This is a genomic window from Bdellovibrionales bacterium, from assembly GCA_016716765.1.
In the GTDB taxonomy this organism is placed as follows: domain Bacteria; phylum Bdellovibrionota; class Bdellovibrionia; order Bdellovibrionales; family UBA1609; genus JADJVA01.
This window is the reverse complement of the sequence record JADJVA010000020.1, coordinates 1,234,709-1,261,186: the sequence shown is the minus strand read 5'-3', so window position 1 is coordinate 1,261,186 and position 26,478 is coordinate 1,234,709. Positions and strand designations below refer to the sequence as shown.

At 46.0% G+C, this 26,478-nt stretch carries 25 protein-coding genes; 7 read left to right on the top strand and 18 right to left on the bottom strand.

Features of this window, described 5'->3' with window-relative positions; translation table 11 throughout:
• Nucleotides 1-76: 76 nt before the first annotated feature.
• The 5 genes from IPL83_14720 to IPL83_14700 form a co-directional block, all read right to left on the bottom strand.
• Complete coding sequence (locus IPL83_14720; GenBank protein ID MBK9040389.1) at nucleotides 77-1,240, bottom strand: ABC transporter substrate-binding protein; 1,164 nt, start codon at nucleotides 1,238-1,240, stop codon at nucleotides 77-79.
• 264 nt (nucleotides 1,241-1,504) lie between these two features.
• On the bottom strand, nucleotides 1,505-2,368 hold the full coding sequence (pfkA, locus tag IPL83_14715; protein MBK9040388.1) for a 6-phosphofructokinase: 864 nt from the start codon (nucleotides 2,366-2,368) through the stop codon (nucleotides 1,505-1,507).
• A gap of 129 nt (nucleotides 2,369-2,497) precedes the next feature.
• Nucleotides 2,498-2,770 (bottom strand): HU family DNA-binding protein, encoded by a 273-nt coding sequence (locus tag IPL83_14710; GenBank protein ID MBK9040387.1) that lies wholly within the window; start codon nucleotides 2,768-2,770, stop codon nucleotides 2,498-2,500.
• A gap of 247 nt (nucleotides 2,771-3,017) precedes the next feature.
• On the bottom strand, nucleotides 3,018-3,743 hold the full coding sequence (locus IPL83_14705; GenBank protein MBK9040386.1) for a hypothetical protein: 726 nt from the start codon (nucleotides 3,741-3,743) through the stop codon (nucleotides 3,018-3,020).
• Nucleotides 3,744-4,051: 308 nt separating this feature from the next.
• Nucleotides 4,052-4,636, bottom strand: a complete 585-nt coding sequence (locus IPL83_14700) for a hypothetical protein (GenBank protein ID MBK9040385.1) — start codon at nucleotides 4,634-4,636, stop codon at nucleotides 4,052-4,054.
• Between the two features lie 300 nt (nucleotides 4,637-4,936).
• On the opposite strand from IPL83_14700, the gene IPL83_14695 reads away from it, so the two are divergent.
• Nucleotides 4,937-5,299, top strand: a complete 363-nt coding sequence (locus tag IPL83_14695) for an RNA-binding protein (protein MBK9040384.1) — start codon at nucleotides 4,937-4,939, stop codon at nucleotides 5,297-5,299.
• Between the two features lie 12 nt (nucleotides 5,300-5,311).
• On the opposite strand, the gene IPL83_14690 is transcribed toward IPL83_14695, so the two are convergent.
• The 10 genes from IPL83_14690 to IPL83_14645 all read right to left on the bottom strand — a co-directional run bounded on the left by IPL83_14690 (nucleotide 5,312) and on the right by IPL83_14645 (nucleotide 17,930).
• On the bottom strand, nucleotides 5,312-6,538 hold the full coding sequence (locus IPL83_14690; GenBank protein ID MBK9040383.1) for a hypothetical protein: 1,227 nt from the start codon (nucleotides 6,536-6,538) through the stop codon (nucleotides 5,312-5,314).
• Nucleotides 6,539-6,685: 147 nt separating this feature from the next.
• On the bottom strand, nucleotides 6,686-7,465 hold the full coding sequence (locus IPL83_14685; GenBank protein MBK9040382.1) for a prolipoprotein diacylglyceryl transferase: 780 nt from the start codon (nucleotides 7,463-7,465) through the stop codon (nucleotides 6,686-6,688).
• Nucleotides 7,466-7,483: 18 nt separating this feature from the next.
• Complete coding sequence (gene lspA, locus IPL83_14680) at nucleotides 7,484-8,047, bottom strand: signal peptidase II (protein MBK9040381.1); 564 nt, start codon at nucleotides 8,045-8,047, stop codon at nucleotides 7,484-7,486.
• A 2-nt stretch (nucleotides 8,048-8,049) separates the two neighbouring features.
• Nucleotides 8,050-10,821 carry an isoleucine--tRNA ligase gene (gene ileS / locus IPL83_14675; GenBank protein ID MBK9040380.1) on the bottom strand — a complete coding sequence of 924 codons (2,772 nt, stop codon included), beginning with the start codon at nucleotides 10,819-10,821 and terminating at the stop codon, nucleotides 8,050-8,052.
• A gap of 107 nt (nucleotides 10,822-10,928) precedes the next feature.
• Nucleotides 10,929-11,738, bottom strand: coding sequence for a hypothetical protein (locus tag IPL83_14670; protein MBK9040379.1), 810 nt, complete (start codon nucleotides 11,736-11,738; stop codon nucleotides 10,929-10,931).
• A gap of 168 nt (nucleotides 11,739-11,906) precedes the next feature.
• Complete coding sequence (locus tag IPL83_14665) at nucleotides 11,907-13,400, bottom strand: sigma-54-dependent Fis family transcriptional regulator (GenBank protein MBK9040378.1); 1,494 nt, start codon at nucleotides 13,398-13,400, stop codon at nucleotides 11,907-11,909.
• A gap of 23 nt (nucleotides 13,401-13,423) precedes the next feature.
• Nucleotides 13,424-15,307: a CHASE2 domain-containing protein gene (locus IPL83_14660; GenBank protein ID MBK9040377.1), complete on the bottom strand. Its 1,884-nt coding sequence runs from the start codon at nucleotides 15,305-15,307 to the stop codon at nucleotides 13,424-13,426.
• Nucleotides 15,308-15,444: 137 nt separating this feature from the next.
• On the bottom strand, nucleotides 15,445-16,755 hold the full coding sequence (locus IPL83_14655; GenBank protein ID MBK9040376.1) for an SPASM domain-containing protein: 1,311 nt from the start codon (nucleotides 16,753-16,755) through the stop codon (nucleotides 15,445-15,447).
• 175 nt (nucleotides 16,756-16,930) lie between these two features.
• A complete protein-coding gene (locus IPL83_14650) occupies nucleotides 16,931-17,773 on the bottom strand; it encodes a hypothetical protein (protein MBK9040375.1) in 843 nt (280 codons plus the stop codon).
• On the bottom strand, nucleotides 17,721-17,930 hold the full coding sequence (locus tag IPL83_14645; GenBank protein ID MBK9040374.1) for a hypothetical protein: 210 nt from the start codon (nucleotides 17,928-17,930) through the stop codon (nucleotides 17,721-17,723). The genes IPL83_14650 and IPL83_14645 overlap by 53 nt, the downstream gene beginning before the upstream one ends.
• Before the next feature lie 308 nt (nucleotides 17,931-18,238).
• Between IPL83_14645 and IPL83_14640 the strand changes: the two genes are divergently transcribed.
• Nucleotides 18,239-18,466 carry a hypothetical protein gene (locus tag IPL83_14640; GenBank protein MBK9040373.1) on the top strand — a complete coding sequence of 76 codons (228 nt, stop codon included), beginning with the start codon at nucleotides 18,239-18,241 and terminating at the stop codon, nucleotides 18,464-18,466.
• A 41-nt stretch (nucleotides 18,467-18,507) separates the two neighbouring features.
• Here the strand turns inward: IPL83_14640 and IPL83_14635 are convergent, their stop codons facing one another.
• Entirely contained in the window at nucleotides 18,508-18,999 is a 492-nt protein-coding gene (locus IPL83_14635; GenBank protein MBK9040372.1) for a hypothetical protein, read from the bottom strand.
• Between the two features lie 70 nt (nucleotides 19,000-19,069).
• Complete coding sequence (locus IPL83_14630; GenBank protein ID MBK9040371.1) at nucleotides 19,070-21,163, bottom strand: PBP1A family penicillin-binding protein; 2,094 nt, start codon at nucleotides 21,161-21,163, stop codon at nucleotides 19,070-19,072.
• A 257-nt stretch (nucleotides 21,164-21,420) separates the two neighbouring features.
• Here IPL83_14630 and IPL83_14625 point away from each other — a divergent pair, with 257 nt between their 5' ends.
• From IPL83_14625 to IPL83_14605, 5 genes are all read left to right on the top strand, one after another.
• Nucleotides 21,421-21,735: a DUF507 family protein gene (locus IPL83_14625; GenBank protein MBK9040370.1), complete on the top strand. Its 315-nt coding sequence runs from the start codon at nucleotides 21,421-21,423 to the stop codon at nucleotides 21,733-21,735.
• Entirely contained in the window at nucleotides 21,732-22,004 is a 273-nt protein-coding gene (locus IPL83_14620) for a DUF507 family protein (GenBank protein MBK9040369.1), read from the top strand. Before IPL83_14625 ends, IPL83_14620 begins: the two co-directional genes overlap by 4 nt.
• A gap of 295 nt (nucleotides 22,005-22,299) precedes the next feature.
• On the top strand, nucleotides 22,300-22,656 hold the full coding sequence (locus IPL83_14615) for a co-chaperone GroES (protein MBK9040368.1): 357 nt from the start codon (nucleotides 22,300-22,302) through the stop codon (nucleotides 22,654-22,656).
• A gap of 67 nt (nucleotides 22,657-22,723) precedes the next feature.
• Nucleotides 22,724-24,160: a hypothetical protein gene (locus IPL83_14610; GenBank protein ID MBK9040367.1), complete on the top strand. Its 1,437-nt coding sequence runs from the start codon at nucleotides 22,724-22,726 to the stop codon at nucleotides 24,158-24,160.
• A 181-nt stretch (nucleotides 24,161-24,341) separates the two neighbouring features.
• Nucleotides 24,342-24,998 carry a hypothetical protein gene (locus tag IPL83_14605; GenBank protein ID MBK9040366.1) on the top strand — a complete coding sequence of 219 codons (657 nt, stop codon included), beginning with the start codon at nucleotides 24,342-24,344 and terminating at the stop codon, nucleotides 24,996-24,998.
• Between the two features lie 19 nt (nucleotides 24,999-25,017).
• On the opposite strand, the gene IPL83_14600 is transcribed toward IPL83_14605, so the two are convergent.
• Nucleotides 25,018-26,337, bottom strand: a complete 1,320-nt coding sequence (locus tag IPL83_14600) for a hypothetical protein (protein ID MBK9040365.1) — start codon at nucleotides 26,335-26,337, stop codon at nucleotides 25,018-25,020.
• Nucleotides 26,338-26,478: the final 141 nt, after the last annotated feature.

Genomic DNA, 26,478 nt, shown 5'->3' with positions numbered 1-26,478 from the left:
CTGACGCGTCATTCCCGTTGCTGCAATAGGAATATTTTACAGTTATGGAATTTGGGGACGGTATTATGGGAGCGCCTCAGTTGGGCTCAACTGTCGTGACAAAGCGGTTATTGGGGCCATCAATTCTAAAAATGACGGCAGATTTGTCAGCATTTCTATTTGAATTCAAAGAGATAGAGCCCGTAACACCGGGAAAGTGTCGCGTCAGGGCGATTTGGTCACGAACCTGTTTTCGAGTGAAAGGAGTCGCTTTTTCGATTGCATCAACTAAAATAAAGGCAGCATCGTAAGCCATTGCAGCAAAGCCATCAGGGCTTTCGCCAAATTTTTCCTTATAAGTTTCAACAAATTTTTTAACAGGAGCCGAATTTCTTTCGGGAGAAAAATGACTGGAAAAGTAAGCTCCGTTGAGAGCTCCTTGGGTGAGCTCAAATAATTTTCCAGAGTCCCAGCCGTCACCCCCCAGCAAACGGGTCCGAATTCTCATCAGTCGCGCCTGCTTAGCAATGAGGGCCACCTCTGAATAATAGCCGGGAATGAATATCGCATCAGGTCCTTTGGAGCGGATGTGACTGAGTTGGCTGCTAAAATCAGTGTCTCCTGCCGCGAACTCTTCCTCTGCGACGATGAATCCGCCTAAAGACCTAAATGTCCGATCGAAATATTCGGCAAGCCCCATGCTGTATTCGGATCGACGGTCGCGAATGATCGCAACCCGTGAAGCTTTCAAGTTTTCCCGAGCGAATTTTGCCATGACGTAGCCTTGGAAGGGATCAATAAAACAAACTCTAAAGATAAAATCTCCCACTTCTGTGACCCGGGGGTTTGTAGAGCTGGGGCTAATCATAGGGATTCCATATTTCTGGGCATGAGGTGCTGCGGCTAGCGATAACTGACTTGCGGCTTGCCCAAGAATTGCAACAAATGCGGGATCAGATCCAAAATCATCAACCGCTTTGATGGCCTTATCTATCTTACCGCCGTCGTCTCGAATGATGAGCTCAAGAGTTCGCCCGCTCACTCCTCCATTTTCATTTATTTGAGATACGGCAAGTTCCAGTCCCTTGCGAGTGCTCCATCCGAAAGAAGCATCCGGCCCTGTCAGCGAAAGAAAACTGCCAACGCGAACAGTTTTTTGATTTTCCAATTTTTGATGCCGATTTAAGAGGCACGAGGAGAGCCAAAGAAACAGGTGGATGGTGGCCAGACAAACCAGCCCCTTTTTAAGTCCATTTCTCATAACCAAAACACTCCCCACCCGGACTCCGAAGGCTGTTCTTAACAATTTGTTAATTTTTCGTCAAATGCCTTGGTCGCCGACCATAGAGAGTGCTTATGTGTGTCATTGCCTTTTGCTGCCACACTCTCCCAGTAACTAGTGAGAGAGTTGATCCACTAAACCAAGAACTCCCAATGGGAGAGCCTTTTTTTGTCCCAGGCATTTGGCCATTTCCTTTTCGATGATTTGTCCTGCCTGAATTCCCACCATAATGTCACAGACCCCTTAACAAAAACTATGGACGGCCTGAGCACCAAGACGACTTCCTAGAATTCGATCGACTGCTGTAGGGGCGCCACCTCTCTGGATATGCCCCAGGATACAAACCTTAGCTTCAAATCCAGATTTTTTTCGGATCGCTTCTGCAAGATCGTAAGCGCGGCCTGGCTTTTGCCCCTCAGCTGCAACAAGAATACTTGAAGTCTTTCCTGCTTTGATTCCGCTCCTTATTTTCTCGATCGCAGAATCTACAGACAAAGGAGATTCTGGAATAAAAACGCCCTCCGCTCCTCCAGCAATGCCTACATCAACAGCAATATAGCCTGAGTCACGCCCCATAACCTCGACAATGAACAGTCGATCGTGACTTGCAGCTGTATCACGGATACGATCAATGGCTTCAAGGGCTGTATTGACGGCCGTATCAAATCCGATCGTCAGGTCCGTACCAAAAATATCGTTGTCAATCGTTCCAGGAATTCCGACGTAGGGAACTTTTTGCTCAACCCACAAGGCGTGGGCACCCGCGAAGGAACCATCTCCACCAATACAGACAAGGGCCTGAATTTCTCTTTGCCGAAGATTTTCAGCTGCACGGCGCCTCTCCTCCGGTCGATGAAATTCCATACAGCGCCCAGTTTTGATGACAGTCCCACCTCGCTGAATGGTATTTGCCATCGAACGAAGTCCGAGCGTTTCAAAGTCGCCATTTAGCATTCCCTTGAAACCCTGGTAAATGGCGTCGACTTGAATTCCGGAACCTATTGCGGAACGAACGACGGCGCGAATGGCAGCGTTCATTCCAGGCGCATCGCCGCCGCTTGTGAAAACACCTATTTTTTTAAGATCGGAAGAATTAAATGTTGGCATAGGCGATGAATATGGATCATTTTTTCGCTAAAAAAAAGTTAAACTTTTTTAAAAAGATCAAAAGAAGAAAAAAAAGGCCAAATTTGATATCCAAATTGGCCTTTTTTCAGTTGATAGGATGAGATTCAACTAGCGGACGGATTCTTTAAACTCAGCACCAGGACGAAACTTAGGATACCAGCCGGCAGGAATTTTAATTGCTTTACCAGTTTGTGGATTGCGGCCGACGCGGGCTTTGCGCTTGGTTTTCGTAAAAGTGCCAAAGCCAACAAGCTTCACATCATCGCCCTTTTTAACAGACTTTCTGATTGTGTCGATGGTGGTATCCAAAACACGCTCAGCTTGAGCTTTTGTCATGTTTGTGTCGGCAGCGACTCTTTCGATAAGTTGCGCTTTGTTCATTCTGAATTACTCCCGTTGAAAAACTAGGTTGGTGAATTTATTAAGTATAGAAATTGAACTTTTAATTGGGCCTAGGGTCAATGGCTTTTTTAATTTTGGTCGAGTGATTTGTTTTTTTTGAGATTCACTTGACAGACAATACGATTGGCTGAAACAGCGAGCGCCAAAATTCTGAGCTTTTCATGATAGGCTAGGAAACCGGAAAATATTGGACGGGGCAGATTGCGCGCTCCGTTGCAATCAGCCCTTATTTCTTCGCTTCAATTCTCGCAAAATCTTTACCGTTATATGAGAGATATATATAGAGCGTCGAATCTGTCAGTTTTCCTGGGTCGGCCTGGACGCTCAAAATGTCATTGTAGCTTGGTGTTCCGCCATAACCCGTGCGGCGCAGCTCGAATCCAGTATTGTCATTGATGGGCTCAAAATTTCCGTTGATAGAAATCGGAACATAATACCCAGGGGAGTAATCATTGTAGGCATAAATAGTCGCAGCTCCATAAGTGGGCAGGCTTGTACCAATAGAGACCAAACTGAAACTTCCTACACTGTCCCAGGAATCACAGCTATAGGAACCCCAATTCCACCCAATATAGGGATCGCATATTCGTGCATAGTCGCGCAGGAAATCACGGTAAAGACCATGGTCAGTGATGATCATTCTCCCGCCCCAAAGATTTGAGAAGGAAGAGTTGTTTCCGGGGACTCCGCCCTGAACGTAAACACATTGGTTGGTTGCAGGATCAATTCCATATCCCGCCTGCGCGCACTGCTGGAGGCAGGCGTTGTGTTGAGGAGACCAAATCTGTCCGGCGGCACAAGTGCCAGCTGGAGTCGGAGTCGGAGCTGGAGCTGGAGCTGGACTTCCCGATTTGCTTTTACCACCGCAACCCACAAAGACGGCAATGGTAAGGATAGAGATGGCAAAAGAAAGAAGGGTTCTCCCAAGAACAGTTCTTACTTGTGAAGGCATAGCTAATCTCTCCCGTGGCACCAACAGGCCACCTAAAACACAATTTAAAGCCTGGACAGAGACCGATCTCCAAGAGACCGCGGTCTAGATCAATAAGAGAGAATTCAGTAAATGTACCAAATGAGATCGCATATAGGGGGCTGCCGGCCGACTTAAATGGCCCAATTAAAGAAAAAGGGCACACAGTGTGACCAAAATTGGCTACGGAAGTATCTATCTGCTCGGAATTTACTCCGGGTATCATGTGCTCGAACGCACTCGCTTTTTCTTACGGTGAGAATTTCACAACAAAAGGCATTTCGGTCTCATCACAAAAATGACCAGCCAAAGCTTACGGAAGCTGTAAAAGAATCTTCAAGAAATTCTTCCAATGAATTCTGGTGTTTTTTTAGGTAGCTGCCGGACTGAAAATGGATGGTAGGTCGATCAAACCACAATCTGTATCCCAATTCTAATCCCATTGTGAAGAACTCTCCAAAAGTGTCGTAAAACCCTGTGCTGAAATTTGCTCCATACCCACCGCTTTCGCTGTATTTTCCACTTAAACCATCCCCTTCTATGGTAATGCTCGCTCCATTTGCCCTAAGGAGCGTTGCGCCGACGAAATAGCGGGGCTCGCATTCAAACATAAAAAAGCAACGCGTATGATTGGGCTGGATGTATCGTCGAGATCCGAGACCCAAGATAAGGCCGATGACATCAAAGCCGGCAGTTAAATGAAGGTCCTGGGTTTCAGTCAAAAAATAGCGCCCACCGACTCCCAAAAGCCCGTAGTCAGACCGCCATCCAATGCCGAGATCGGCCCCCATACGGTTATGAGCCAAACCAACGGAAGACCAAAAAATGAGAAAGCCAATCAGCCAGAATACGCTTATTTTCCGCATAAACCGCATAAAAAAGCCCCTTTCTTGCGATTTCAGGAGAATGGAAACAGATTTATGCTGTGCAATCTCCTTTGAGAGGCGAGGACTGTCAAGGGGAGCCTGGGTGCGAATGGGTCCCATTTTTTTAAATAAATCCCCTTTTGTCTTGCAGAATACCCAATTCTCCTGTCGAACAATGGGTATTAGGGAGAATTATCTGGCTTTCCTAAGTGAATCATGTTTCTAGTAGAGTTCAATGTCCGTTCTCGTAATTCACTAGATGTTCTATTGTCTTTTGCGAATGGCCCCTAGCTTTCAATGGAGGCTTAAATGGGAAAAAAAATATATGTCGGTAACCTGTCCTATAACATGGATGACCAGTCTTTGGCATCTCTCTTCTCTGAGTTTGGCACTGTAGAGTCCGCTCGAGTAGTTACAGATCGGGACTCCGGCCGTAGCAAAGGCTTTGCGTTTGTTGAGATGTCAGCAGACAGCGAGGCGTCGGAAGCCATCGCGAAACTCAATGGCACTGAGCAGTCAGGTCGTGCGATCAATGTGAGTGAGGCCAAGCCTCAAGCGCCTCGTGAGGGCGGTGGTGGCCGAAGTGGTGGCGGTGGCTACGGCGGTGGCGGCGGCCGAAGTGGCGGCGGCGGCTACGGCGGTGGTGGCGGCGGAAGATCATCGCGCTACTAAAAAATAGTTCTTTTATTCAAGACAAGTGTACTTGATTAAGACCCTGGTTCCCTCGGTGAGAGGTGGATTGAAATAGATTTTATCTCCACTGAGGGTCCAAGTGTTCCCATTGTTGGGATCGATTGTGATTTGTTCGACCGACTGAGGAGCGCATTCAAGCGTAAGAGCATTTAGAGATTTAACAGTTCTCTCGCCCATGCTGGTGAGTTGTGATGAATAATCATTTGAGCAAATATTTCCTTTGATACCGTCGGTAAGATCACTCAAAGATTGATAGACATAGCCATAAAAGGCAGGGTGATCTTTGTCCTGTTGGTCGTAGCAAGCTTTGTCTCCCCGAAGAATAGAGATGGAATGAGCAGTGAATGGCTTTCCGGGCCACTTGATTTGAATATCCTTTATGAGTTTTTCGGGATTATCCATGTCAGTAAGGGGACGATACTGTCCGGTGTAATCAATCAAAGGTCTTCCCGGAAATGGCACAAATTCATCCGGAGTGATCTGGCAACGTCCTCCGCAACTTCGTTCATCTTCATCGGTGACTGTAATCATGGCAAGAGCTGCATCGGAACGGAAGCAAATGTCATTGCTCTGACGTTCGACCGCGTAGCGAGCTGCTGCAACAGCCTGTTCAGAACCGTTGCCGCTACCGGAATCAAAAACACCAATGGTGTCTAGCGTATCCGAAAATATCTGTTTGGAATTCGGCGTGTCTTTCCCTAGGATTCTCAATCCTGTGGATTCGAATTCCCGATTATTGTTAGCCTTCCTTTTGAACCAGTCATGAATGGCACCCGCATCACTCAGGACTTCGTTTCTGCGGTTGGTTACATGAGTTAATGTGTAACAGATCTGCCAATCGATTGCTGCGGCATTCAGGACATCAATGAGGTTTTCAAGTCGATCTGAGAGTTTCTGGTGCTCCTGTTCCATGGACCCGCTATTGTCTATCACTGCCAAGATATCGACCTTTGAGGAGGAGCTAGGAACCGTATAGGAGGTTTCATGTGGAACAGGAACTTTTGGGTCTCCGCAATCTGCAGAGAAACTTTCATAGCAGGGTTCGCATTCTTTGCCCCTGCAGGTTCGATCTCCAAGACCAGTTCCTGGTTGATCGGGATCCGTGTTTGTGAATTGAGCACCTGAAAAATTGATATCGGAACACGAATTAAAAATTGAGCCGGAAATAAGCAGAAGGATGGTTACTAGATGTATCGCAAAGATCCGTCTATTTTTCATCGAGCCCCCCATGGTCCCCGTAGGAGGTGAACTTCAAATTTAGTGCCATAGCTAAGCAAACTGCGGGGCCCTAATGGCAGAAGAGCGTCAAGTTGCGTTTTATCGTTAACGAGATCGACAGATCAATTGACTCATATTGGGATTAAATCATGTGGAGATCTTTGATAATCTCATATTGAGAATAAAATCTCTCAAGAAAACGCCAGCTGAGAAACCGACAAAGCAGAGACTTATCCATGATGAAATACTGAGATCAAAAATCAGAGCGGGGCCCCTGTCGTCGGCCCTTACAGATTCTAGGAAGAGACGACTGATTCCATGGAGTCCCATCCAAAGGACAAAAAGTCGACCAGGGTGGTGAAGTAACAGCCACTTTTTGGGTGACCTGGACTGCATGCGTTCGCAAAAAAGTAGGATGCCCAGAATGCCAAATTCCAAAAGAGTTGCATAGGCAGGGGCGGGGTGGCGGCCATTGATATTCCAGGGGAGATCGCAATGTTTTCCGTAGCAACACCCATTAAGAAGGCAGCCAATACGGCCGAGCGCGTATCCGAAAGCAGCCACGGGAGCAAAGACATCTGCCCATTGACCTGCCTGCTGCCCCTTCCACTTTACCAAAGCAAATCCGGAAGCAAAAGCGAGAAAGGCTCCTCCATAAAAAACAAAACCACCATTCCAAAACTTAAAAACTTCTATCGGATGCGCCCTGTAATAATCGGGCAATTCATAAAAGACATGAAACAGCCGCGAGCCAAGAAATCCTCCCACCATGACAGCAAAGGCCACATCCAAAGCCGTGGCTCGATCCATATCTTTGTCAGCAGTACGCTTCACCAACCACAAAAGTCCCATACAGTAGGTTAAACTGACTGTAACCAGGTACGTGGGCAGGGAAATCTCAGAAGTTATATGAATTTCTGGATACAAAGCTTCGGATCCTTCGCTCTAGGTAGTTTTATTTGCTTTTTCCACGTCAGAAGCTGAATTCGGGAGGACGTCATTTCGATTGGAATGCGTTCTTGAGCGGTCGGAAATGTACTGCCTTACCATAATAAGAAGCAGAATACTAACTCCTCCAACGATACAGGAGTCAGCAATATTAAATGCGGGCCAGGTATAGATGTGTTTATAGTGCAAATCGAGAAAATCAATGACGTAGCCAAAGCGAAGGCGATCGATATAATTGCCGATGGCCCCTCCAAAAATATTGCTGAGAGCAAAGATTTGGAGGTGATCGCGGTCCTCTACGTTCCACAAAATAGAAAGAATGACAAGCATAGCGAGGGGTGGCATCGACAGAAAAAAAATGTCCCGAAAGGACTCCGGCGCATCACGAAAAATGCCGAATGCCGCTCCTGTGTTTCTTACATAAGTGAAGTTAAAGAAATCTTCCAAAAGAGGGAGCGTCTCTCCCAGGTAGAATTGAGTGTGAACATACATTTTAGTCAGTTGATCAAGAGTAACGACTGCGCCAGCGAGAGCCGCTAAAAAAAAATATCTACGGCCAATTTTCATCCTAAAGCCTCAACACATTTTGAACAGGTGCCCGGAAAACTAAGATTCTTACCAGTATCAATGCTGTAGTGCCAGCAACGCAAACATTTGGTTCCCTCGGCACGTTTAGCCTCGACTTTTGGGCCGGGGCCATCAATGAGGGTCACAGACGAAACAATAAAAAACTCCTTCAGGTCCTTTATGTACTCCTTTAGAGTTCGGAAGCTTGATCCCTCTGAGGTGATTGTCACATGTGCTTCTAAGCTTGATCCGATAACGCGACTGGTTCTTAGATCCTCCAATACTTTTTGCACGAGCGAGCGAATCTCAAGGAGCTCGAGGAACTTGGCCTCGATTCCAGGCTTGGTCCATTGCGGATTGGGCTTTGGGAACTCACAAAGGAAAGCGCTCTCGCCTGTCTTTCCGGGGAATTGGGAATAAACCTCTTCCGATAGAAAAGAGAGAATGGGGGCCATCATCACGAGAGTTTTTTCGGTCATTTCAAAAAGAACAGTCTGAGCCGATCTCCGGCCCAAGCCATCAGTTTTCCAGGTATAAAGTCGATCTTTCAAAATATCCAAATAGGTTGCAGACAAATCTGTCGTGAAGAAATTATTCAGAGCATGAAATACTTTGTAGAATTCATAATTTTCATACGCCGAATGGACCTTTTTTATCAAATCATTCAAGCGGACCAAGGCCCACTGGTCTAGCTCCGGCATCTTTTCAAAGGGGATACCGTCCTGTTTAAAATTGAAGTCATCCAAATTTCCCAACATAAAGCGAAAGGTGTTGCGAAAACGGCGATAGGTTTCAGTGACTCGTTGAAAGATTTCATCGCCCACATTGACGTCTTGACCATAGTCTTCGTGGGCCACCCACAATCGCAGTATCTCGGCTCCGGCCTTATTGATAACTTCAGAGGGATCAATGACATTGCCTTGTGATTTACTCATCTTGTATCCGGAAGAATCCGTGACAAAGCCATGAGTGATAAGGGCCTTGTAAGGGGTCTTTCCAACTGAGGCAATGGCGGATATGAGACTTGTCTGAAACCATCCCCGATGTTGGTCACTTCCTTCTAGGTAAATATCAGCAGGGAAAGCCATTTTTTCTCGATTGCGTTGCACGGCTGAATGGCAAACTCCACTGTCAAACCAGACATCGAGAATATCTTGGCCCTTCGCGAATTCATCGCTCCCACACTTGTTGCATTTCTTGTCATTTGTGAAGCTTGAGGAGGGGAGGCGGTAGTAGGCTTCAAGTCCTTCGCCTGATTTTTCCATTTGGTCGGCAATTCGACGCATAACTTCTGGATCTGCCAAGGGCTCTTCACATTTTGTACAATAAAATACGGGAATTGGGACTCCCCAGATTCTCTGACGACTGAGACACCAGTCAGGGGAGTTGGCGATCATCGAGATCAGACGCTGGCTTCCCCAGCTTGGAAAATATTGAATATCTTTTTCGGCTGCAGCTAGAGCCATTTTTCTAACGGGAAATTTATCGTCGTCCAGGCGAATAAACCACTGGGGTGTAGAACGAAAAATCAATGGTGTTTTTGATCGTGGGTTATGGGGATAGCTGTGACTGATTTCTTTGTAGCCGAGAAGATGGCCCGATTCTTTTAGATCGGCAACAATCAGTTTATTCCCTTCCCAGATTTTAATTCCCTTGTACTGTTGGACATCTTGAGTAAATCGGCCAGATTTATCGACTGGGCTATGTATCGGAAGCCCGTACTTCAACCCAACTTGGTAATCTTCCAGACCATGTCCAGGAGCCGTGTGAACACAGCCAGTTCCAGCATCGAGAGTGACATGATCACCGATCATCAGCAAAGAGTCTCTTCCCATAAATGGGTGACGCGCTTTCATCAAATCAAAATCAATACCTTTAAAACTGGCTGTTTTTGTTAAAGACAGACCGGTATTTTTCTCGAAATCGCCTTGCAGCTGTTCGGCGACAATCAATAGCTCAGAGCCGCTGTCGAATAATCCATAGTCAAAGTCGGCGTTAACGCAGATTCCATAATTGGCTGGCAAAGTCCAAGGAGTGGTCGTCCAAATGACAAAAGACACGGGCTTTTGAGGGCCACCAATTTTTTTAAGGTCACTCTCATTTTCAAGGGGAAATTTGACATAGATTGAGGGGCTTTTGTGGTCAAGGTATTCGACTTCTGCTGCGGCCAGGGCCGTTTGAAGAGCGGGGCACCAGTAGACTGGCTTTTCTCCGCGATAAAGCACTCCATTTTCTAGAATTTGTGCCAAGACTCGTACTTCTTCGGCTTCGTATTTCGGTTGCAGGGTGAGATAGGGGTGATCCCAATCACCTAGAATTCCGAGTCTCACGAATTGCTTTCTTTGTTTATCCACCCAACTAAGGGCTTCTTGCCGGCACAATTGGCGAACCTCGGCATCTGAGATTTGAGATCTTTTGTCTCCGAGCTTCTTTGTGACGTTGAGCTCGATAGGCAAACCGTGACAATCCCATCCTGGAATGAAAGCAGCTTGATAACCCGACATATTTTTAAACTTAATAACAATATCTTTGAGAACTTTATTGAGAACATGTCCCAAGTGAAGATATCCATTTGCATAGGGAGGACCATCAGGCATTACGAATAGAGGGCGCCCTTCATTGCGCTTGATGAGTTTTTCATAAATACCAATTTGAGCCCAATCTTCTATTTTTTGTGGTTCCGTTTGTGGAAGATTCCCTTTCATAGGAAAGCTGGTTTTGGGAAGGTGAATAGAATTTTTATATTGATCTGCGAAGATATCTGCCACGGCGATGCTGCTCCTCATTGAATTCGCCAAACCTAGGTTACAAAACGCGCCTTGTCAATAACTGAGGCCTCGCAATGAGGACTTCCAAATAGTCGCAAATAAGAATCTTAGGGGACAATATCTCGAAGTCTTTCGAATCCAAGGCTGATCAGCATCCTGAGTGCTTCATTTTCTGAACTTAAATTCATTTTTCTGCGCACGCGCCTGAGAATTTCATGACTCCTCGAATCGACGGTCAGTTCGCTAGCCGGATTCGCAAAAGGCGGAAATGGGGGGTCAAGTGACACGGAGTGTCCGGTTTGACGAGCCCATTCGTCATCTTGGAGATAGGCGCGATAGGCTGGAAAAGGGTCCCTTGGTGGCTGTGGGGTCTGCGTGGGTCCCTGTTGCTGATGAACTCGGACCTGCTGCTGACTCATCATTTCGTCGTCTGAAGAATGGTTGGAATGCTGGGCTACCGGACCTCTCTGTTGCGAAGAACTCGCCCCACCCCTGTCTTGAGGAAAATTCCTGTTCGCATGGAGAGAATTTGTCTCTGGATGAGGACGGATATTTGTTTCAGTTGAGATTGAAGGGGGGGCTTGATGAGATACAGAAGTGGGCCTTGAGGGTGCAACATTTAAATGGCTGACTTTAGCAGGAGTTTCAGCGGGTTCGTCAAATTGCCGAAATCCTTCGCTCAAATCCTTGAGCGTATTTCTGAAATTTTCTGTCGAGCGAGGGGCATCTGCTGCGGCTGGAGAGACTTCCTTAAAAACGTCGAGACCGTGCCGACAGGCATGCAAATAAAGACTTACGAGAGCATCAGCGTTTTTGGCCCGCTCCTTAATGGATTCCGGTTGAGATTTCAGCCAGATATAAGCCTGAGCCAGTGTTTCGCGCGTATAAGCTTGTGGGGGAGCACTTGATGTAGCCATGGACGATATACATTAGGGCAAATCTTCCAGTCATTCAAATGGAAAGAAGTGAGAACTCAAAACAGAAAAATTATTAATTCCTATAACTTCTTCTTTCTTGACAAGAATGGAAGGATGCTTGCGTTTGTTGTTTGGCTGACAATCTTTTATCAAAGACTCCTGCATAAATTATGCATAGTCCTTTGCTACAATTCCGTATTTTTCTATTTTTCGTAAGAGCGTCTTTTTTGGAATATTAGCATGCAAGGCAGTCTGGTTAATTCGTCCTTTAAAAGCTTTCAGGGCCTTCACAATGAATTCCCTTTCAAAAGCCTCTTTGTGGACGTTAAAATCGAGAGCGGACCCTCCTCCCAGGAGGGGTACAACTTCATTTTCGTTTCCAGTTGTCTCTCCATCGTCGAGGTTATCGAGGTCAGAAAAATCTTCAGATTCTTCGTCTGTGAAGTCTTGCTTTGACGAGTCCCTCAAAAGGTGATTTTCCAAATGAATGCCGGTGGAGCGCAAAAATGACTCTGGCAATGAGCCAATGGTCAGCTGATTGGATTCTTCAAGAATGAAAGAGTGCTCGATAACATTTTCCAATTCACGAATGTTCCCGGGCCAATCATATTTTTTTAGAGCGGCGAGAGTGCTGGGCGTAATTCCGATAATCTTTTTCCTCTGAATCAGATTGAATTTCTTAATAAAGGTATGAATGAGGTGATCGAGATCATCGCGCCGCTCAGCCAAAGAAGGAAGAAAAATCGGCATGACATTTAACCGGTAGTAGAGATCTTCCCGAAAGGAACCATTTTTATTCATCTCTTCTAGAGGGCGGTTCGTTGCTGCAATGATTCTGACATTGGTTTCGATTTCTCGATTGGACCCCACTGGAGTAAATAGCTTCTCTTGCAACACGCGCAATAGTTTGACTTGCATCAAGAGAGGCATATCACCAATTTCATCGAGGAAAAGAGTTCCGCCCTCGGCAAATTGAAATTTTCCGATCTTACGCTGTTCGGCCCCGGTAAAGGCTCCCTTCTCATGCCCAAACAATTCACTTTCAAAGAGATTCTCGGGAATTGCAGAACAGTTGAGGGCGACAAACTTGCCATCTTTGTTTCCGCCATTGCAATGAATAGCCCGAGCGACAAGCTCCTTGCCTGTGCCCGAAGCGCCTCGAATGAGTACGGGTGTTTCCACCTTGGAGAGACGTAGAATAATATTAAATACCTTCTGCATTTGAGCTGTATTGCCAACGATCTTGCGCCCTGCCTCGTGGAGAATGGGAGCACTTCTTGCCACCTCAGAGATAAGCTCATGGGCCCGAATTGCTCTGTCTACCATCTGAGTCAGCTCATCTCCCTTAACGGGTTTTGAAACGTAGTTATAAGCTCCATCTTTGACAGATTTGACGGCATCATCAATGGTTGCATAGGCTGTCATGATCAGCACAATAATTGAAGGATCGTATTCTTTTATTGCTCTGAGAGCCTCCACTCCCGACATTCTTGGCATGTCCACATCAAGAAGCACGGCATTGTAATTCTGACGCTTTACTTTTTCTAAGGCATCGAGACCATCAAAGGCTTCGTCCACTTCAAATCTCTTGGTGGCCTGAAGTGTGGACTTCACTGATAGTCGCAGTCCAGAATCGTCATCTACGACTAAAATTTTAGACATCTTGATCTCCTTCAGTTCAAAGCTCAAATCGGCAAAGACCCGTCACTTTCCAATACCATCGGAAGCTTCACAGTGAAAGTAGATCCTTTGTCAATTTCACTTTCTACTGAAAGTGTTCCCTGATGTAATTCCACAAAATATTTTGCCAAATAAAGCCCCAATCCAGATCCTTTAACTGAGGAATTCTTTACCTCTAATGACCGATAAAACTTTGAAAAAACATGAGGTAAGGCTTCCTCAGGTATCCCGATTCCATGATCGGCAACTTGAATAATCAAGGTCTCATCGACCTCTTCGGTGCTCACCAAAATTCTCGAGTTATCAAGGCTGTACTTGATAGCATTTTCTATGAGGTTGGTAAATACCTGACGAAGCAAGTCCTCATCGATTTTTATACTAAATAGGGGTTCAAATTCGGTCATTATCTCAATATTTTTTGTGCCAGCAAGGTATTCGCACTGTTGAATCACCTCGCTAAGCAAGGTATTGATATCCTTACTTTTTAGTTGGAGCTTGATTTCCTTCGATTCGATTCGACCTAAACTCAGAATTGAACTAATAAAATCAGATAGTTCCTTGCTCGACTGATGGATTCTGTCAATAGCTTCTCTCTGTTTTAAACTCAGCGGATTCGAATCCGACTTCACCATTTCTGTCATTCCCTGAATTCGAGCCAGAGGGGTTTTTAAATCATGAGACATCATTCTTAGAAAGTTGCTCTTAAGCTCTTCCACTTGGGTGAGGAGTTGGTTTCGTTGAAAATATTCCCAACTCATTCGATTTTCCATAATGAGACGATAGGGAATAAAAAAATAATAACAAACAAAGAGAGTTAACATGGGATGTGCCATTGCAACCCAATACCCAAAGAAGTTAAAAGCCAGGTAACAAACCAAAGAAAATATCGAAAATGTTGTCACTAAAATAAGGAGTCCATTGGCGGGTCGGGCCGTCAGGACGACAAAGACTGTCAAAACTGAGATCAATCCGGTCAGCAATGAATCCAGCCACACTGAAGTCTTCTGAGGTGAGGAATTCTTAATGAGAGTATCAGTCATATTCGCGTGCATTTCGAGAGTGCTCATTGCGACGACCGTTCTCGAAAATGGAGTGCGTATATAATCCGAGGAAGACATGATGGTATCGGTTCCAACAAAAATGATCTTGTCGTGAAACTGATCGGGAGAATATGCTCCCTGGAGAATTTTAATAAATGATAATGGCTTATATGTTCCCGAGGGTCGAAAATCAATGTAACTCTGACCGGTTCCGAAGAATTCAAAGAGTCCGCGGTAGTGGTTGATAGCTCCCTTGTCTTCATCGTCTTTCCCATAGATGGAGTCCGCCAGAAGCGCATGAACGGTGGGTAGGCCGTGATAGGATACTATCATTCTTCGCGTCACATCGTCCTTTGCAAAGCTCGTCAAGTCTGAAGTTTTGGGACCTGGGACGACTTTGAGAGACTGAAGTGGTGGTTCGAGCCTCAGTTGATCTTCTTGTCCTCTCATAGGAATCTGGTTGGCTACGACAAAAAAATGGTCCAAATTTTTAGCTGCCTGGGCAAAAGCCTTCAAATCTTCGCTGCTGCCATCAAGATCGTTTGGTGACTGGACATAAACAACGGCCCGCGGCCGACTCATTTTCAGTGCATTGAGCAAACGAACATGGTCCATGGCGTTTGGATCACGCTTGAGGCCTTCGATAGTCAATGGATCAATAGCAATGAGGACCAGTTTGCCTGAGGGAGGAGTCAGGGCTTTGGTTTTTACTCTGAGATCGTAAGTCCAGGCCTCCAGATATTCCATCGGAACTTGAGTGAGCAGAAAGGCGATGACAAGCGCCACCCCGACTCGCACCATAGGAGCGAGCCAGGACTTATGTAAAATCAATAATCTCCAAATCTTCACTCAGTACTCTATTTTTTTAGGTGCCGAGAGGAATGCAGCCGGGGTTGGGTCCTGTTGCCACAACGGGCGGAATGCTTCCTTCTCCGGCTGGAGTCGTGGTGTTTGTTCCACTATCGATTGGCTTGGGATTGAGTTTTTTAACATGTTTCATTTTCTTCTCCTTCGGTTCTTTTTTTTAATTCTTTTCCAAAATAAAGGACACTCAATGCAGCAAGATGGGTGATTCGATCACAAAATTGCTCGTCGCGATGCTCTGGGTCAGAATTCTTGGTTTTAAAAACGAAGGCACAGCCTCCTCCGCACAGGGTTTTGGCCCAACAGGTGCCACAGTTGTGGCGAGTGGTGAGAGGATCGAGCCACTGAGATCGTCTTGAAAAATCCAACTTGTCTATTTCTCCGATTTGTTCTTTGGAATTTCCGGAGAACCAATTGCAGGAATAGAGACGTCCTTCGGTGTCAGAGTGAATAAAATTTTTTCCGGCTCCACAAAAGTTTTTAACAGGTCGTTGCTGATCGAGAGTTCGCAAAAAGCGACCGAAGGGGGTGATTTTTGCGAGTCCGTTGATCCCCTCAGATTTGTAAACGTTCTCAGCCAAAACCGTCATATTTCTGATATAGCTAGAGGACGCGGCTTCATCCTGAGCTGCCGAGGCAAATCCAAAATTATAGAGATCAAAATCAAATGATCTCAAAAACTCATAAGAACTCACGACGTCCTGATTGTGGACTCCCATGACAGAATTAACATGAAGAGAACGCAGACCCGATCGATTTTCTAAAAGCAAATCAAGACCGCGACGCACATCTTTTGACGAGCCACTGCCAGACTTAGTTGGTCGGAATTGATCTTGGACATCGGAGGGACCGTCCCAGCTGAGTGTGACCTGGAAGTTTTCCTGGCCTAAAAATGAAGCGATATCTTTTGTTATGAGAGTGCCGTTGGTAATAATCGAAAGCTCGAGTTTCACTCCGTTTTCGAGAGCGATTTCTTTGGCAAGCTTCGTGATTTTAACAAGATCATGGGGGTACAAAAGAGGTTCTCCGCCCAGAAACTGAATGCGAAAGGTTTCCCCAGAAGTGAGCCGAGAGAGAAATCCCCTCAATTGCTTTTCGACGAGGCCTAAGTCAGACCGAAATTTTTGGCCTCCGTAGCTTCCGTCCCCGGCCCCACAATAGGTGCAACGAAGGTTGCAGATCTGCGCCAAATTCAAGGAAAAATCTGTCACTTGAACCTGAGCGCCATTCTCAGAGAGAAGGGTGTTGGCCGGCTCCTGGCTCCAACTGAGAAGCTCCTGTACTGCAGATGATTCCTTGTCGTAAGGGCGAGCAGATGCCTCCCATGCTTGCGGATCAAGGGATGCCACCTCAAGTCTTCCGGGATGAAATCCAATCGACTCACCCGAAGTGGTTCGTAGAGCAACCAAATTGTAAAATCGTCTTAGGTTCACATTTACCCCAGGGCCTTTCCCTAACGGAACATAGAGCAATCTCTTTGCCACCAGAATGAGCAGGCACAGATGCCTCTATTCAAACCAGTGGCACATAGGCAGGAATTTTCATTATAGACACCAAGAATCCAGTGATAATTTTTCACCAAAGGATTTCTATGGTGTCAAAATGACCCTACTTGGACGGGCTTGGCTTTTGATAGATCAAAACAAAATTGCTGATTGTTTTATTCTTTTTAGGGAGATCGACAAACACGCGGATTTCGCTGACGTCATTTTGAGCTACTGCAAATGATATTTCGGCACCGGAATCTGGACCGGAGCCGACCTTATAGGTAACACCATCAGAGTCGCTTGGTATTGTCAATTTGGGGTCTCTATCATTCAGAGTGATGGCAAGAACTCCCCCGGAGTTGGTGGAAGCACCACTCGTTGGACCGCTGATTTGATCCAATTTTCCAATGTCTTTTCCGAGGTTTCCATTTTCAATTTCATACTTAAGGCCGATATCTTTTTCGAAAGCAACAAGGCCAGCAGAATCCTTCTTGATGACGAAGGGAATTGTCAACTTGCTGGTCAATGGGATTGGGCTACCATGGTTCGAGTAATTAATTAAAAACTCCTTCTGCGCAAACTCCACTTTTGAACATGTGTCATCCTGACAGATCGGGTTTGAAATTAAAAGTGCTTGGAAATTGGGAATCTCTTCGTAAGTTATTTTTCCAAATATCTTAGCGAGACCAAATTGTCCTTCAGGGATATCTTTAACTAAAATCGCCTGATCTGTTTGAAAAACCTTAAGCCTTTTTTCGATTTCGGCGCTTACTGATTGATTCTCACCAGTGGGCGGCACCAGCGCTGTATCTTTTGTGGCCGGCGGTAGCGCAGAGCTGTCGCCGGGGACGACACCAGGTTGCGCCTTTTGCTGAATGTCTGGTGGAGGTGCCCCTACTTGTTTCGAAGGATCAGCCGTTGCTGCTGGTGGCTGTTTCGAAGGATCGGCCGTTGGCTGCCGCATCGGCCGGCTTGACTGCCAATTGCTTACCCGCAACTCCTTGGTCCTTTCGGATCCTTTCCCTTCGCTTCCCATTGTCTGGTCCGCAACCAATGAGAGCCAAATTAAAAAGAAGGGTTCCCACAAGAACAGACGATATAAAATTAGGGTATGTATTCATAAACACTCCAATCAGCGCGAAAAAGTGCAATCCCTGTACCCATCCTTGCGGAGACTCCTTAAGCTTCAGCTGGCGGGTGGCCCTTTCTTTTGCCGGGAAATGTCATTTCCCTTCAAATGAATGACTGAAAACGTCACAGAGAAGGAGGCTATGATGGAGGCTATGATGGAGGCTAAATTCGCTCGAGATGGTTGGTGAGTCCAGGTCCGATCTTCGCTGCGGTCTGGAATTCTCTCCATTTGCCAAGTGACGACTTGATTGCGAAGGGACTTTGGGATGTACTCGACCTTTGAACCAAAGGAGAGCCTATGAACAAGTCAAAAAATCTAGTGTTTTTCATTGCAGTTAATTTTTTCGTCTTATTTTTAACCGCCTCTTGTGGGCATTTTGGTCACCACTCTTGTGGAAAAGATCGTGGGACAGAGAGCTCAAAGTGCATGAGCTGTGACAAGTGCGGGGACAAAGAGAAATGTTCAGAAAAAGAAAAGTGTTCAGAAAAAGAAAAGCTTGGAGAGAAAGAGAAATCTTCAAAGTGAGTTGTCAAAGAGTGGCCAATGGCGAGCTGTCATTGGCCTTCTTACTCGGCAGTCGTCGTTTCTGATTCCTGTTCAATGCATTTGGCGGGGACATAGATGGATTTTCTTTTGATAAATCCTCTCATCCATTCTGAATCAATGCCTTCCAGCCAGATTTTAGTGCCTGCTTTGAGTTTTCCCGCCTCGGAATCAAGAGGATTTGGATAAAAATAGAAAGGGCAAGGATTTTTCAGGGTTCTGCTGCCCGCGTTGATTGAGGCGGGTCCCCGCTTTTTAGGGAGTCGCCTTGGAATCGCCCGAATCACTGGAGTGGGTGTGGCCTCGTTGGCGAGATGCGGAGCGGGCTTGACCTCAGGTCGAGAAGCCGGTTGAGATAACTCACCGAGCGAGTGATCTTGCCTTTGGCGGACGAGGGCTTCTTTCTTGAGCGAGAGTCCCTTGAGATTGCGAGTGGCGTGTTCTTGGGACCATGCAAAAGGTTCCCATCTTAAAAAAGTAATAATAGCAATTAGGCAAATCTTGAAGTGGAACACAAACCTCCTATCGGAGGAAAGAGGGCCTGCCCTTAAACGAGCAAGAATTCATCTCAGAAAATGGGGAGGGCTAGAAGCCCGGCTGTTCACCTGTTCGGAAGACCAGGTTAAATTCCGTTAAGGGAAGATCCTCGGGATACTTGAGGATTGAATTGTATCTCATAACTGAAAGGGGGTAAAGAACGGTTCCTTCGGGCCAGTCAAAATCCCGCTTGGGTCTTCGTTGTGATTCAGCTTTCATGTAGTCTGCCCAAATAGGCAGGGCACCCGAGGCACCGGTGAGGCCATGGGGAGTATTGTCGTCGTATCCGACCCAAACAACAGTGACAATTTCAGGTGTAAAGCCAGCAAACCAGGCGTCTTTTGAATCGCTGGTCGTGCCTGTTTTGCCCGCAGCAGGATAATCAAAACCTTGGTTTGCTAGAGAGCGAGCGGTACCTGCCAAAACAGTTTGTTTCATCATCCCAACAAGAATGGCTGCATTTTCCGGAGCAAACCTTTGCTCAGACTGATGACTGGGTTCGTAAACGAGTGTTCCTTTGAGATCTTCGATACGCCGGATTTGACTGATTGGCTTGTAGCTTCCCATGCGTGCCAAGGTAAGGTAGCTTTGAGCCACTTCAGATGGATAAAGCTCGAAGGCCCCAAGGGTCAGAGAGGGCACCAGGGAAATCGGAGATTTTATTCCCGCACGACGAGCGACGTCTAGGATCGTTCCTAGACCTACCTCAAGGCCCAGTTTTGCGGTCGCCGAGTTAATTGAGTTTTTTAGGGCAGCAAACAAAGGGATTGTTCCAAGAAATTTCTTATCGTAGTTTTCAGGAGACCACTTCTGTCCACCTTGCTTGTAGACAAAAGCTTCATCGAGAACGGGAGTGAGAGGGTTGTAAAATTCTCCTTCGGATGTGCGTGATTCTAGCGCAGCCAAATAAACAAATGGCTTCATGATGGAGCCTACTTGTCGGTGCCCATCAATCGCTCGATTGAACTGTGTCCTTTTATAACTTCTTCCGCCAACGAGAGCCATGATGTCTCCGCTGGCCACGTTCACTGAAATCAAAGTAGCTTGGAGTTCTTTCCCCTTGGCTTTGAGCTGAGCGAGTGATTTGAAGTCCCTTTCCAGTCTTTCGATTTGCTGCCCAATTGTCTGCTGAGCTTTTTCCTGAGACTTTTCGTCAAGAGTCGTGAAAATCCGTAGGCCATTACTGGAGTCAATTTGAAGGGATTGTATTTCTCGCTCGACGGATTGGACAAAATAGGGAGCGGGGTCGGTCAAAGAACGTGGAGGTCGCTCAGGAAGGGGGAATTCGTTGGCTTGCTTAGCCTGCTCCTGGTCAATCATCTTCATTTCGAGCATGCGGTCTAAAACTTTTTGGCGGCGTTTCATAGCATTTTGGCTGGATGCAAAAGGACTGTATCTTCCAGGACTGTTGACCATTGCTGAGAGCAGGGCACATTCTGAAAGGTTTAAGTCACTCGTTGGCTTTTGGAAATAATGTTGTGCAGCGGCGCCAAATCCCATGACCTGAAAAGGACCATTTTGCCCCATGTAAACAGCATTCAGATAGTTGACAAGTATTTTATCTTTTTCAATTCGGGTTTCGAGCAATATTGCCATGATCAATTCAGTTATTTTTCTTTTCAAAGTTTTTTGGCTATTCAAAAAATAGATCTTAATCAGTTGCTGGGTGATTGTTGAGCCGCCCTGTGCATAGCGCCCTTGCATGAGATTTTTTGCGAATGCTCGAAACAATCCCGAGGGGCTTATGCCTCGGTGCTCCAGAAACTCACTGTCCTCAATTGCGGTGATGCCCTGCAAGCAGAAGAGGGGAACTTCGCCAAGTTGAACAATATGGCGAAGGATGGGTTCTCCCGCGTAGAACTCTGCAAACAGGTGTGAATCAAGTTCAAGGCTGTCCTGCATGGATATCGGGTTTCCTCCAAAAATGGCAATGACGGAGCCTTCGCCAGAAAGAACAACAACTGAGAGGGGTAGACCTGACTGGAAAGGGTGAAATTGGGGAGACTTGGATTTGAAAACAAACGTGACGCAAACGCTCGCATCTTCGGGAATGGTCTGATTCAATTGGAGTTGGCATTGATCTTTGTTCAAGATCGTAAAGTCGCCGGAGAAGAGCCTCAGATCGGGATCTCGTTGACGCATTCCAAATTTTACGAGGTATTGAGTCAATTCGTCCGGGGAAAGCAATTGGCCGAGCTTAATTTGAGTTGGAGCCGAGTAAATCTCGACGGGGGGGACAAACCAAGAACCCTCTATGCGCCCACGTAACTCATCATCGAGTTTAATTACCCACAGGATAAAGGCTATGAAAAGTAAAAAGAATCCCTAGGAGGGGAACAATGAGGAACTTTTTATAACGAGAAGAAATAGTAATCAAAGTAATTCCCTAGAAGTTATTATTGACAATAGGTCCAGGGATTCGTTTAGTCAAAGTTATGAAAATGACAGACAAACAAATGGGCCGTTTGGCTAAACTCATCATAGATAAATTAATAGAACAGAGAGTGCTTGTCTTAAAGGAAACCGAGGAGAAGGTTCGACAGAGGGCCTTGGATATTTTAAAGTCTGATTTCGCAAGAGAGAGGTCATTAGATATCGAAGTCAACAAGATGATAGATGATCTTGAAAGACAAAATCCGGGTAGTTTTCAGCGCTTCAAGATGTTTACTTTGCTCAAGAAGAGACTCGCTAAAGAGAAAGGGATCGTCTTGTGACTATTTCAGAAGAAAGGCAATCTCACCTTGCACGTATTGTGGTTGATGGTATTTGGAATGATGACATGGTTGACTACACGGACGAGGACAAAGCGATGCGCATTGGCAAACAGGCGGTCTCGGCCTTTGTTACAGAGCTTGAGGCGCTCGACATTTTTGCTCGAGAAAAAGTGAATAGTTTAAAAAGAGGCGTTCAAGAGGGAAGTCCCGAATGGGACGTGTTATATAGTAAATACTTCCAAGAGGAGATGAAGAGACGTGGCAACTAGAAAATCTCAAAACAAAAAAGCTGCACCTAAAGCAGCAAAAAAGAAGCTCACTTCTGCTAAGAAGTTAGCTAAGGAAAAGAAATCAATCAAAGCTGCTCCCGTGAAGAAATCGACAAGGGGCAAGACTGTCGCGAAGGTGAAAGCCGTTCCAGCAAAGAAGTCGGCAAAAAAAGGGGCGGGTAAAACCAAGCCTGTTGTGTCAAAGAAAGCTTCGGTCAGGAAGATACCGGCTCAAGCGGTTCCTAAACCTAAACCTAAAGCGAAAGAGGCTGTGAAGTCTCGACCAAATGCTTTCATTCTTCAGGAACCAAAAAAAAAGCAAAATTCAGCAGGCAGTTCAAAAAAATTACAAAACTGGTCAGTCGTTTTATCGCCACTAGATGATCGTGTGGTTGTTCAACCTGTTGAAGCATCGAATGTGACAGCGGGAGGAATTATCATTCCAGATTCTGTTAATGAGAAACCCCAGATGGGCACTATTGTGGCTGTGGGGAGAGGGCATCGGAGCGCAAAAGGTCGAGTCAGACCGGTGGATGTGAAGGTTGGAGATCGCGTCTTGTTTCCAAAGTATGCGGGTGACGAAATTGAAGTCGACGGTCAGAAATTGCTTATTTTACGTGAGGGAGATGTTCTCGGAGTGACCAAGGCCTGACAACCACTCTGTTAGTTTTCGTGGCTTCCTGGCGCAGTGGAGGAAGTCAATTTCATACGAGGTAGACATGATACGCAAAGCACTTCTGACATTTATTGGGCTAATAGGTACAACTGGGATACTTTGTTCTGCGGGGGCTGTAGATCTTGACTGGACGGGCATCTATCGGATCGAGGGCTATCATTTGGTGAATTCAGAACTCTCTAGCGGAAATAGAGAACAGGGATACGGTTTGCATCATTTGGTGTTGAAACCGAAAATTATTGCCGGTGATGGACTCACTATTTACGGTCGCTTTGATTTGTTCAATTCAGATGCAGGGACTCTCACCAGTAACTCACAAGCGGGTCAATTTTTTGGCAGTGGACTGGGAGATAGCACTCCTTCAAACGTGAATGATTCCAATGTCTTGTCTCAAAGGCAAAAGGCTCAATCTCTTGAGGTGACTCAACTGTACTTGACCTTTGTTCAGGAGCACGGTGCTTTGATTGCAGGGAGAGCGCCCGTGCATTTTGGCTTAGGCATGACCTACAACTCAGGGAATGGTCTTTTTGATCATTGGTATGACACACGCGATTTAATTGGCTACAAAATTATGATGGGCAATTTCTATCTTTTACCCATGTTGGCTAAAATCAATGAGGGGACCGTCAGTCGTAGCGATGACGTCACGGAGTACTTGATTCAACTTCAATACGAGAATCCTGAAACTGATTTAGAAATGGGTATTTTTCATCAAGTGCGTACCTCGAACGAGAGTGGAAGTGATGCTCCTTTGGGGACAAGTCCAGGAGAGAACTTGGGAGGAGCTGCTGCCGGTCGTGATAAAGTGGATCTTCAAAACACGAGTCTTTATGCTGTTCGCGACCGCGAGAACATGAGAGTAGGGGTTGAGGTAACTTTTCAGGGAGGGAAATCAGGGGTTCGAGCGGCTGACGGTGAAAGGACTTCGGTTTCAGCTTTTGGAATTGCCGGGGAATTTGAATACCGGCCTGATTCCAAGAATTTCAAATATGGACTCAAAGCCGGTATTGCCAGCGGGGATGATCCTAGCACTGATTCCAAATATGAGGGTTTCGTTTTTAACAAGAATTATGACGTGGCTATTTTGTTATTTAACCATCCTCTCGGCAAGAGGGACTTTTTAAGAACGACTTTGTCTGGCTCAGGTGCGGGCAAGGATCCCATTGAGGGGATCGATACCGAAGCCATTAGCAATGTCGTTTATTTTGCCCCCTATCTCGAATATAAAATCGACGAGAAATGGGAATTGGTATCCTCAGTTGTAACCGGGTACTTGAATCGCGATCCACTCCTCAATATAGAGGTCGCATCGGATTTGGGCTACGAATTGGATTTTAAATTGAACTATGCTCTTAAAAAGGGAGTCGTCTGGCAGACTGGTCTTGGTCTTTTAATGCCAGGCCAAGCTTTTGAGGGGGATGGAACTCTTGATTCAAAATTTAGCTACGGAATGTCAACAAAGGCCGCCATCAGCTTTTAATTATATCCGTCTTTGAACACACCTTAGATTAGCAACTGGGTAATTCGTCCTGAAAATATCTTATGGGTCGATGGTGGATGATCCAGGGGGAAACCCCTGGATTTTTTATTTTCCTTTGAGAAACCAGATCAAAATATCAGGCAAATGGTGACAAAAGAGACCCCTGCAAAGGAGAATTAACATGATGTTCAATTCACAAATTGGTTTTCGACTTTTTTTGAATACTCTGATTTTTATTTTTAGTTTCATTTTGTGGCCGGTCATTTGGAATCAAGCTCAGGCCGAAGAAGGTGCGGCTTTTGCCACTGTTCAAGAGACATTTGGAGGTAGAAAATCCTCGCAGGGAAAATGGGTCGATCTTCAGACTTATATTCCTCAAAACCGGGAGTACTTCCTTGATATTGGTTCTATGTGGGAAAGAAAAAATATGTATTGGCTGGGAGGAGAGCTGGGGTTTCACGTGGGGAGATGCCTTTTTTCCTTGAGCCAAACCTGTCAGCAATATCTTGATATTTTGGGCGGAGTTGGTGGAGCTGAAGGAGTGACGGTTGGGCTTGGGCTAGCTTCACTTCGTTGGCAATTTGTTAATTTTCCCTCGCAGGTATCGCCTATGGGCAGAATTTTCGTTGGGGTCATTAATATTCATGATGACGATCGCAAGCAGAAAGCGCTCGCGGGGGGAGTCGGCTATGGCCTCACCACAACGGTTCACAAAAAAATGGACTTAAAATTTGAAGTGAGAGCCGGTTTTGGCCATCGAGGGGAATTATGGGGCCAGGCCTTTGTGGCTCTCGGATTAAAACTAGATTCTTGGGTTGATTATTTTAGGGGAGACTGAAACTAGGGGGCACCTAGTTTCAGTGTCCACTCACCGATTGACCGAGCTGTGGAATTCCACCTACGGTTGCTGATGAACCTCTACTGCCAATAGAAGAGTTTCGATCATAGAGGGGAGTGCGTGATCCATTTGCATCTCCTCCGCGCCAAAATTGTCCTTGCGAGCCTCCCAGATAACCTGTGCCAGCAGAGGCTGATTGGCCTCCTCCTCGCGCTAACCGCCCCTCAATGTTAAAGCTCTGGCTTGGGAAATCAGATCCATTGGAATATTCTCTATTGCCGATGAGGGCCGTGCGCGGATCTTTGAGGACAAGGTCCATATTGTGTTGAAGCTCATTTTGCCAAAAAGTGAATTCCTGACTTCCGTAAAAGGAATTTCCAAATCGGGCCGTGTCCGCCTTAAATCCTTGATCGAGTTGTTTCATTTTTCCTAAGGATATCTGCATTTGTATAGGGTTACGTGTTGTCAGGTAGTTTTGGAGTGCTTGCGGATACTGTTCATTATAATACGAGCCAGCCCTCATGGCACTCAATTGTGCTCTCATTGAGCGGGGCAAACTGCTGTCGCTATTCATACTTCCTAAGAGCTCCTTCGCTCTGGCCATCTCGCTGAGATTTCCACTGGTTAAGAGTGCACGAAGATCTTCACGAATTTCAGCAAATTCCCCTTCGGCTTCAGCTCCATCTTTGGATCCGAGTTTTTCTGCTCGGCAGCTCAGTCGGGCATATTCAGATCGAAATGGCTTTTCAGTATCTGGATCAGCCTTGCACTCGGCGATTGCGCGCTCCAATTTTTCGATTCTCTTTGCTTCTTTCTTATCCTTTTCTTCTTCGATTCGGGCCTCTTCGGCTTCTTTGCTTTTCAGTGATGCCTTTCTGTCCAGCGTAGGATCAAATTTTTGCTGAATTTGCGCGACAACAGCTGCGACATCAGAAGTATTCCCTCCGATTTCGGCTGTCCTGAACGTGGCGCTGGCCTGGCAATTTATTCCGTAGCAGCCTTCCGCCTGAGCAGAGACCTGATAAACATCCTCTTGTCCCTCATTTGCTCCTGTCCATGGATCTGTTTTCGTGATTTGTGCTTTGGTGATCCTCACAGTCCACTGCTGATCTTCTGTCGTTCTTCCGCTTCTGACACGAATTTGCCGGTTGTACGTCACAGACCGGGTTGCAGGATTCGCAACGATGGAGTCCGCAGCATCAGAATGACGGCTGTTCGAGGCCATCTCAATGGTATTGATGTTCCTATCGAAGACTTTTTGTACCCAGGACATATTGAGTGCCACCATCAGCACCAAGAGAACTTTGAGTCCCATGTGATTTTTGGATCGAGCCTTCATAAAAAGAAACCTCCATATCTACTTACCCATCAGAGGTAAGTAGCCTTCTGCTCTTTGTATTCCAAAAACTCGTCCAATTTTTTAAACTGAGAGTAAGTCTCTGAATTCACATGATATTTGTCTGTTTTACTCTCTCAAGAA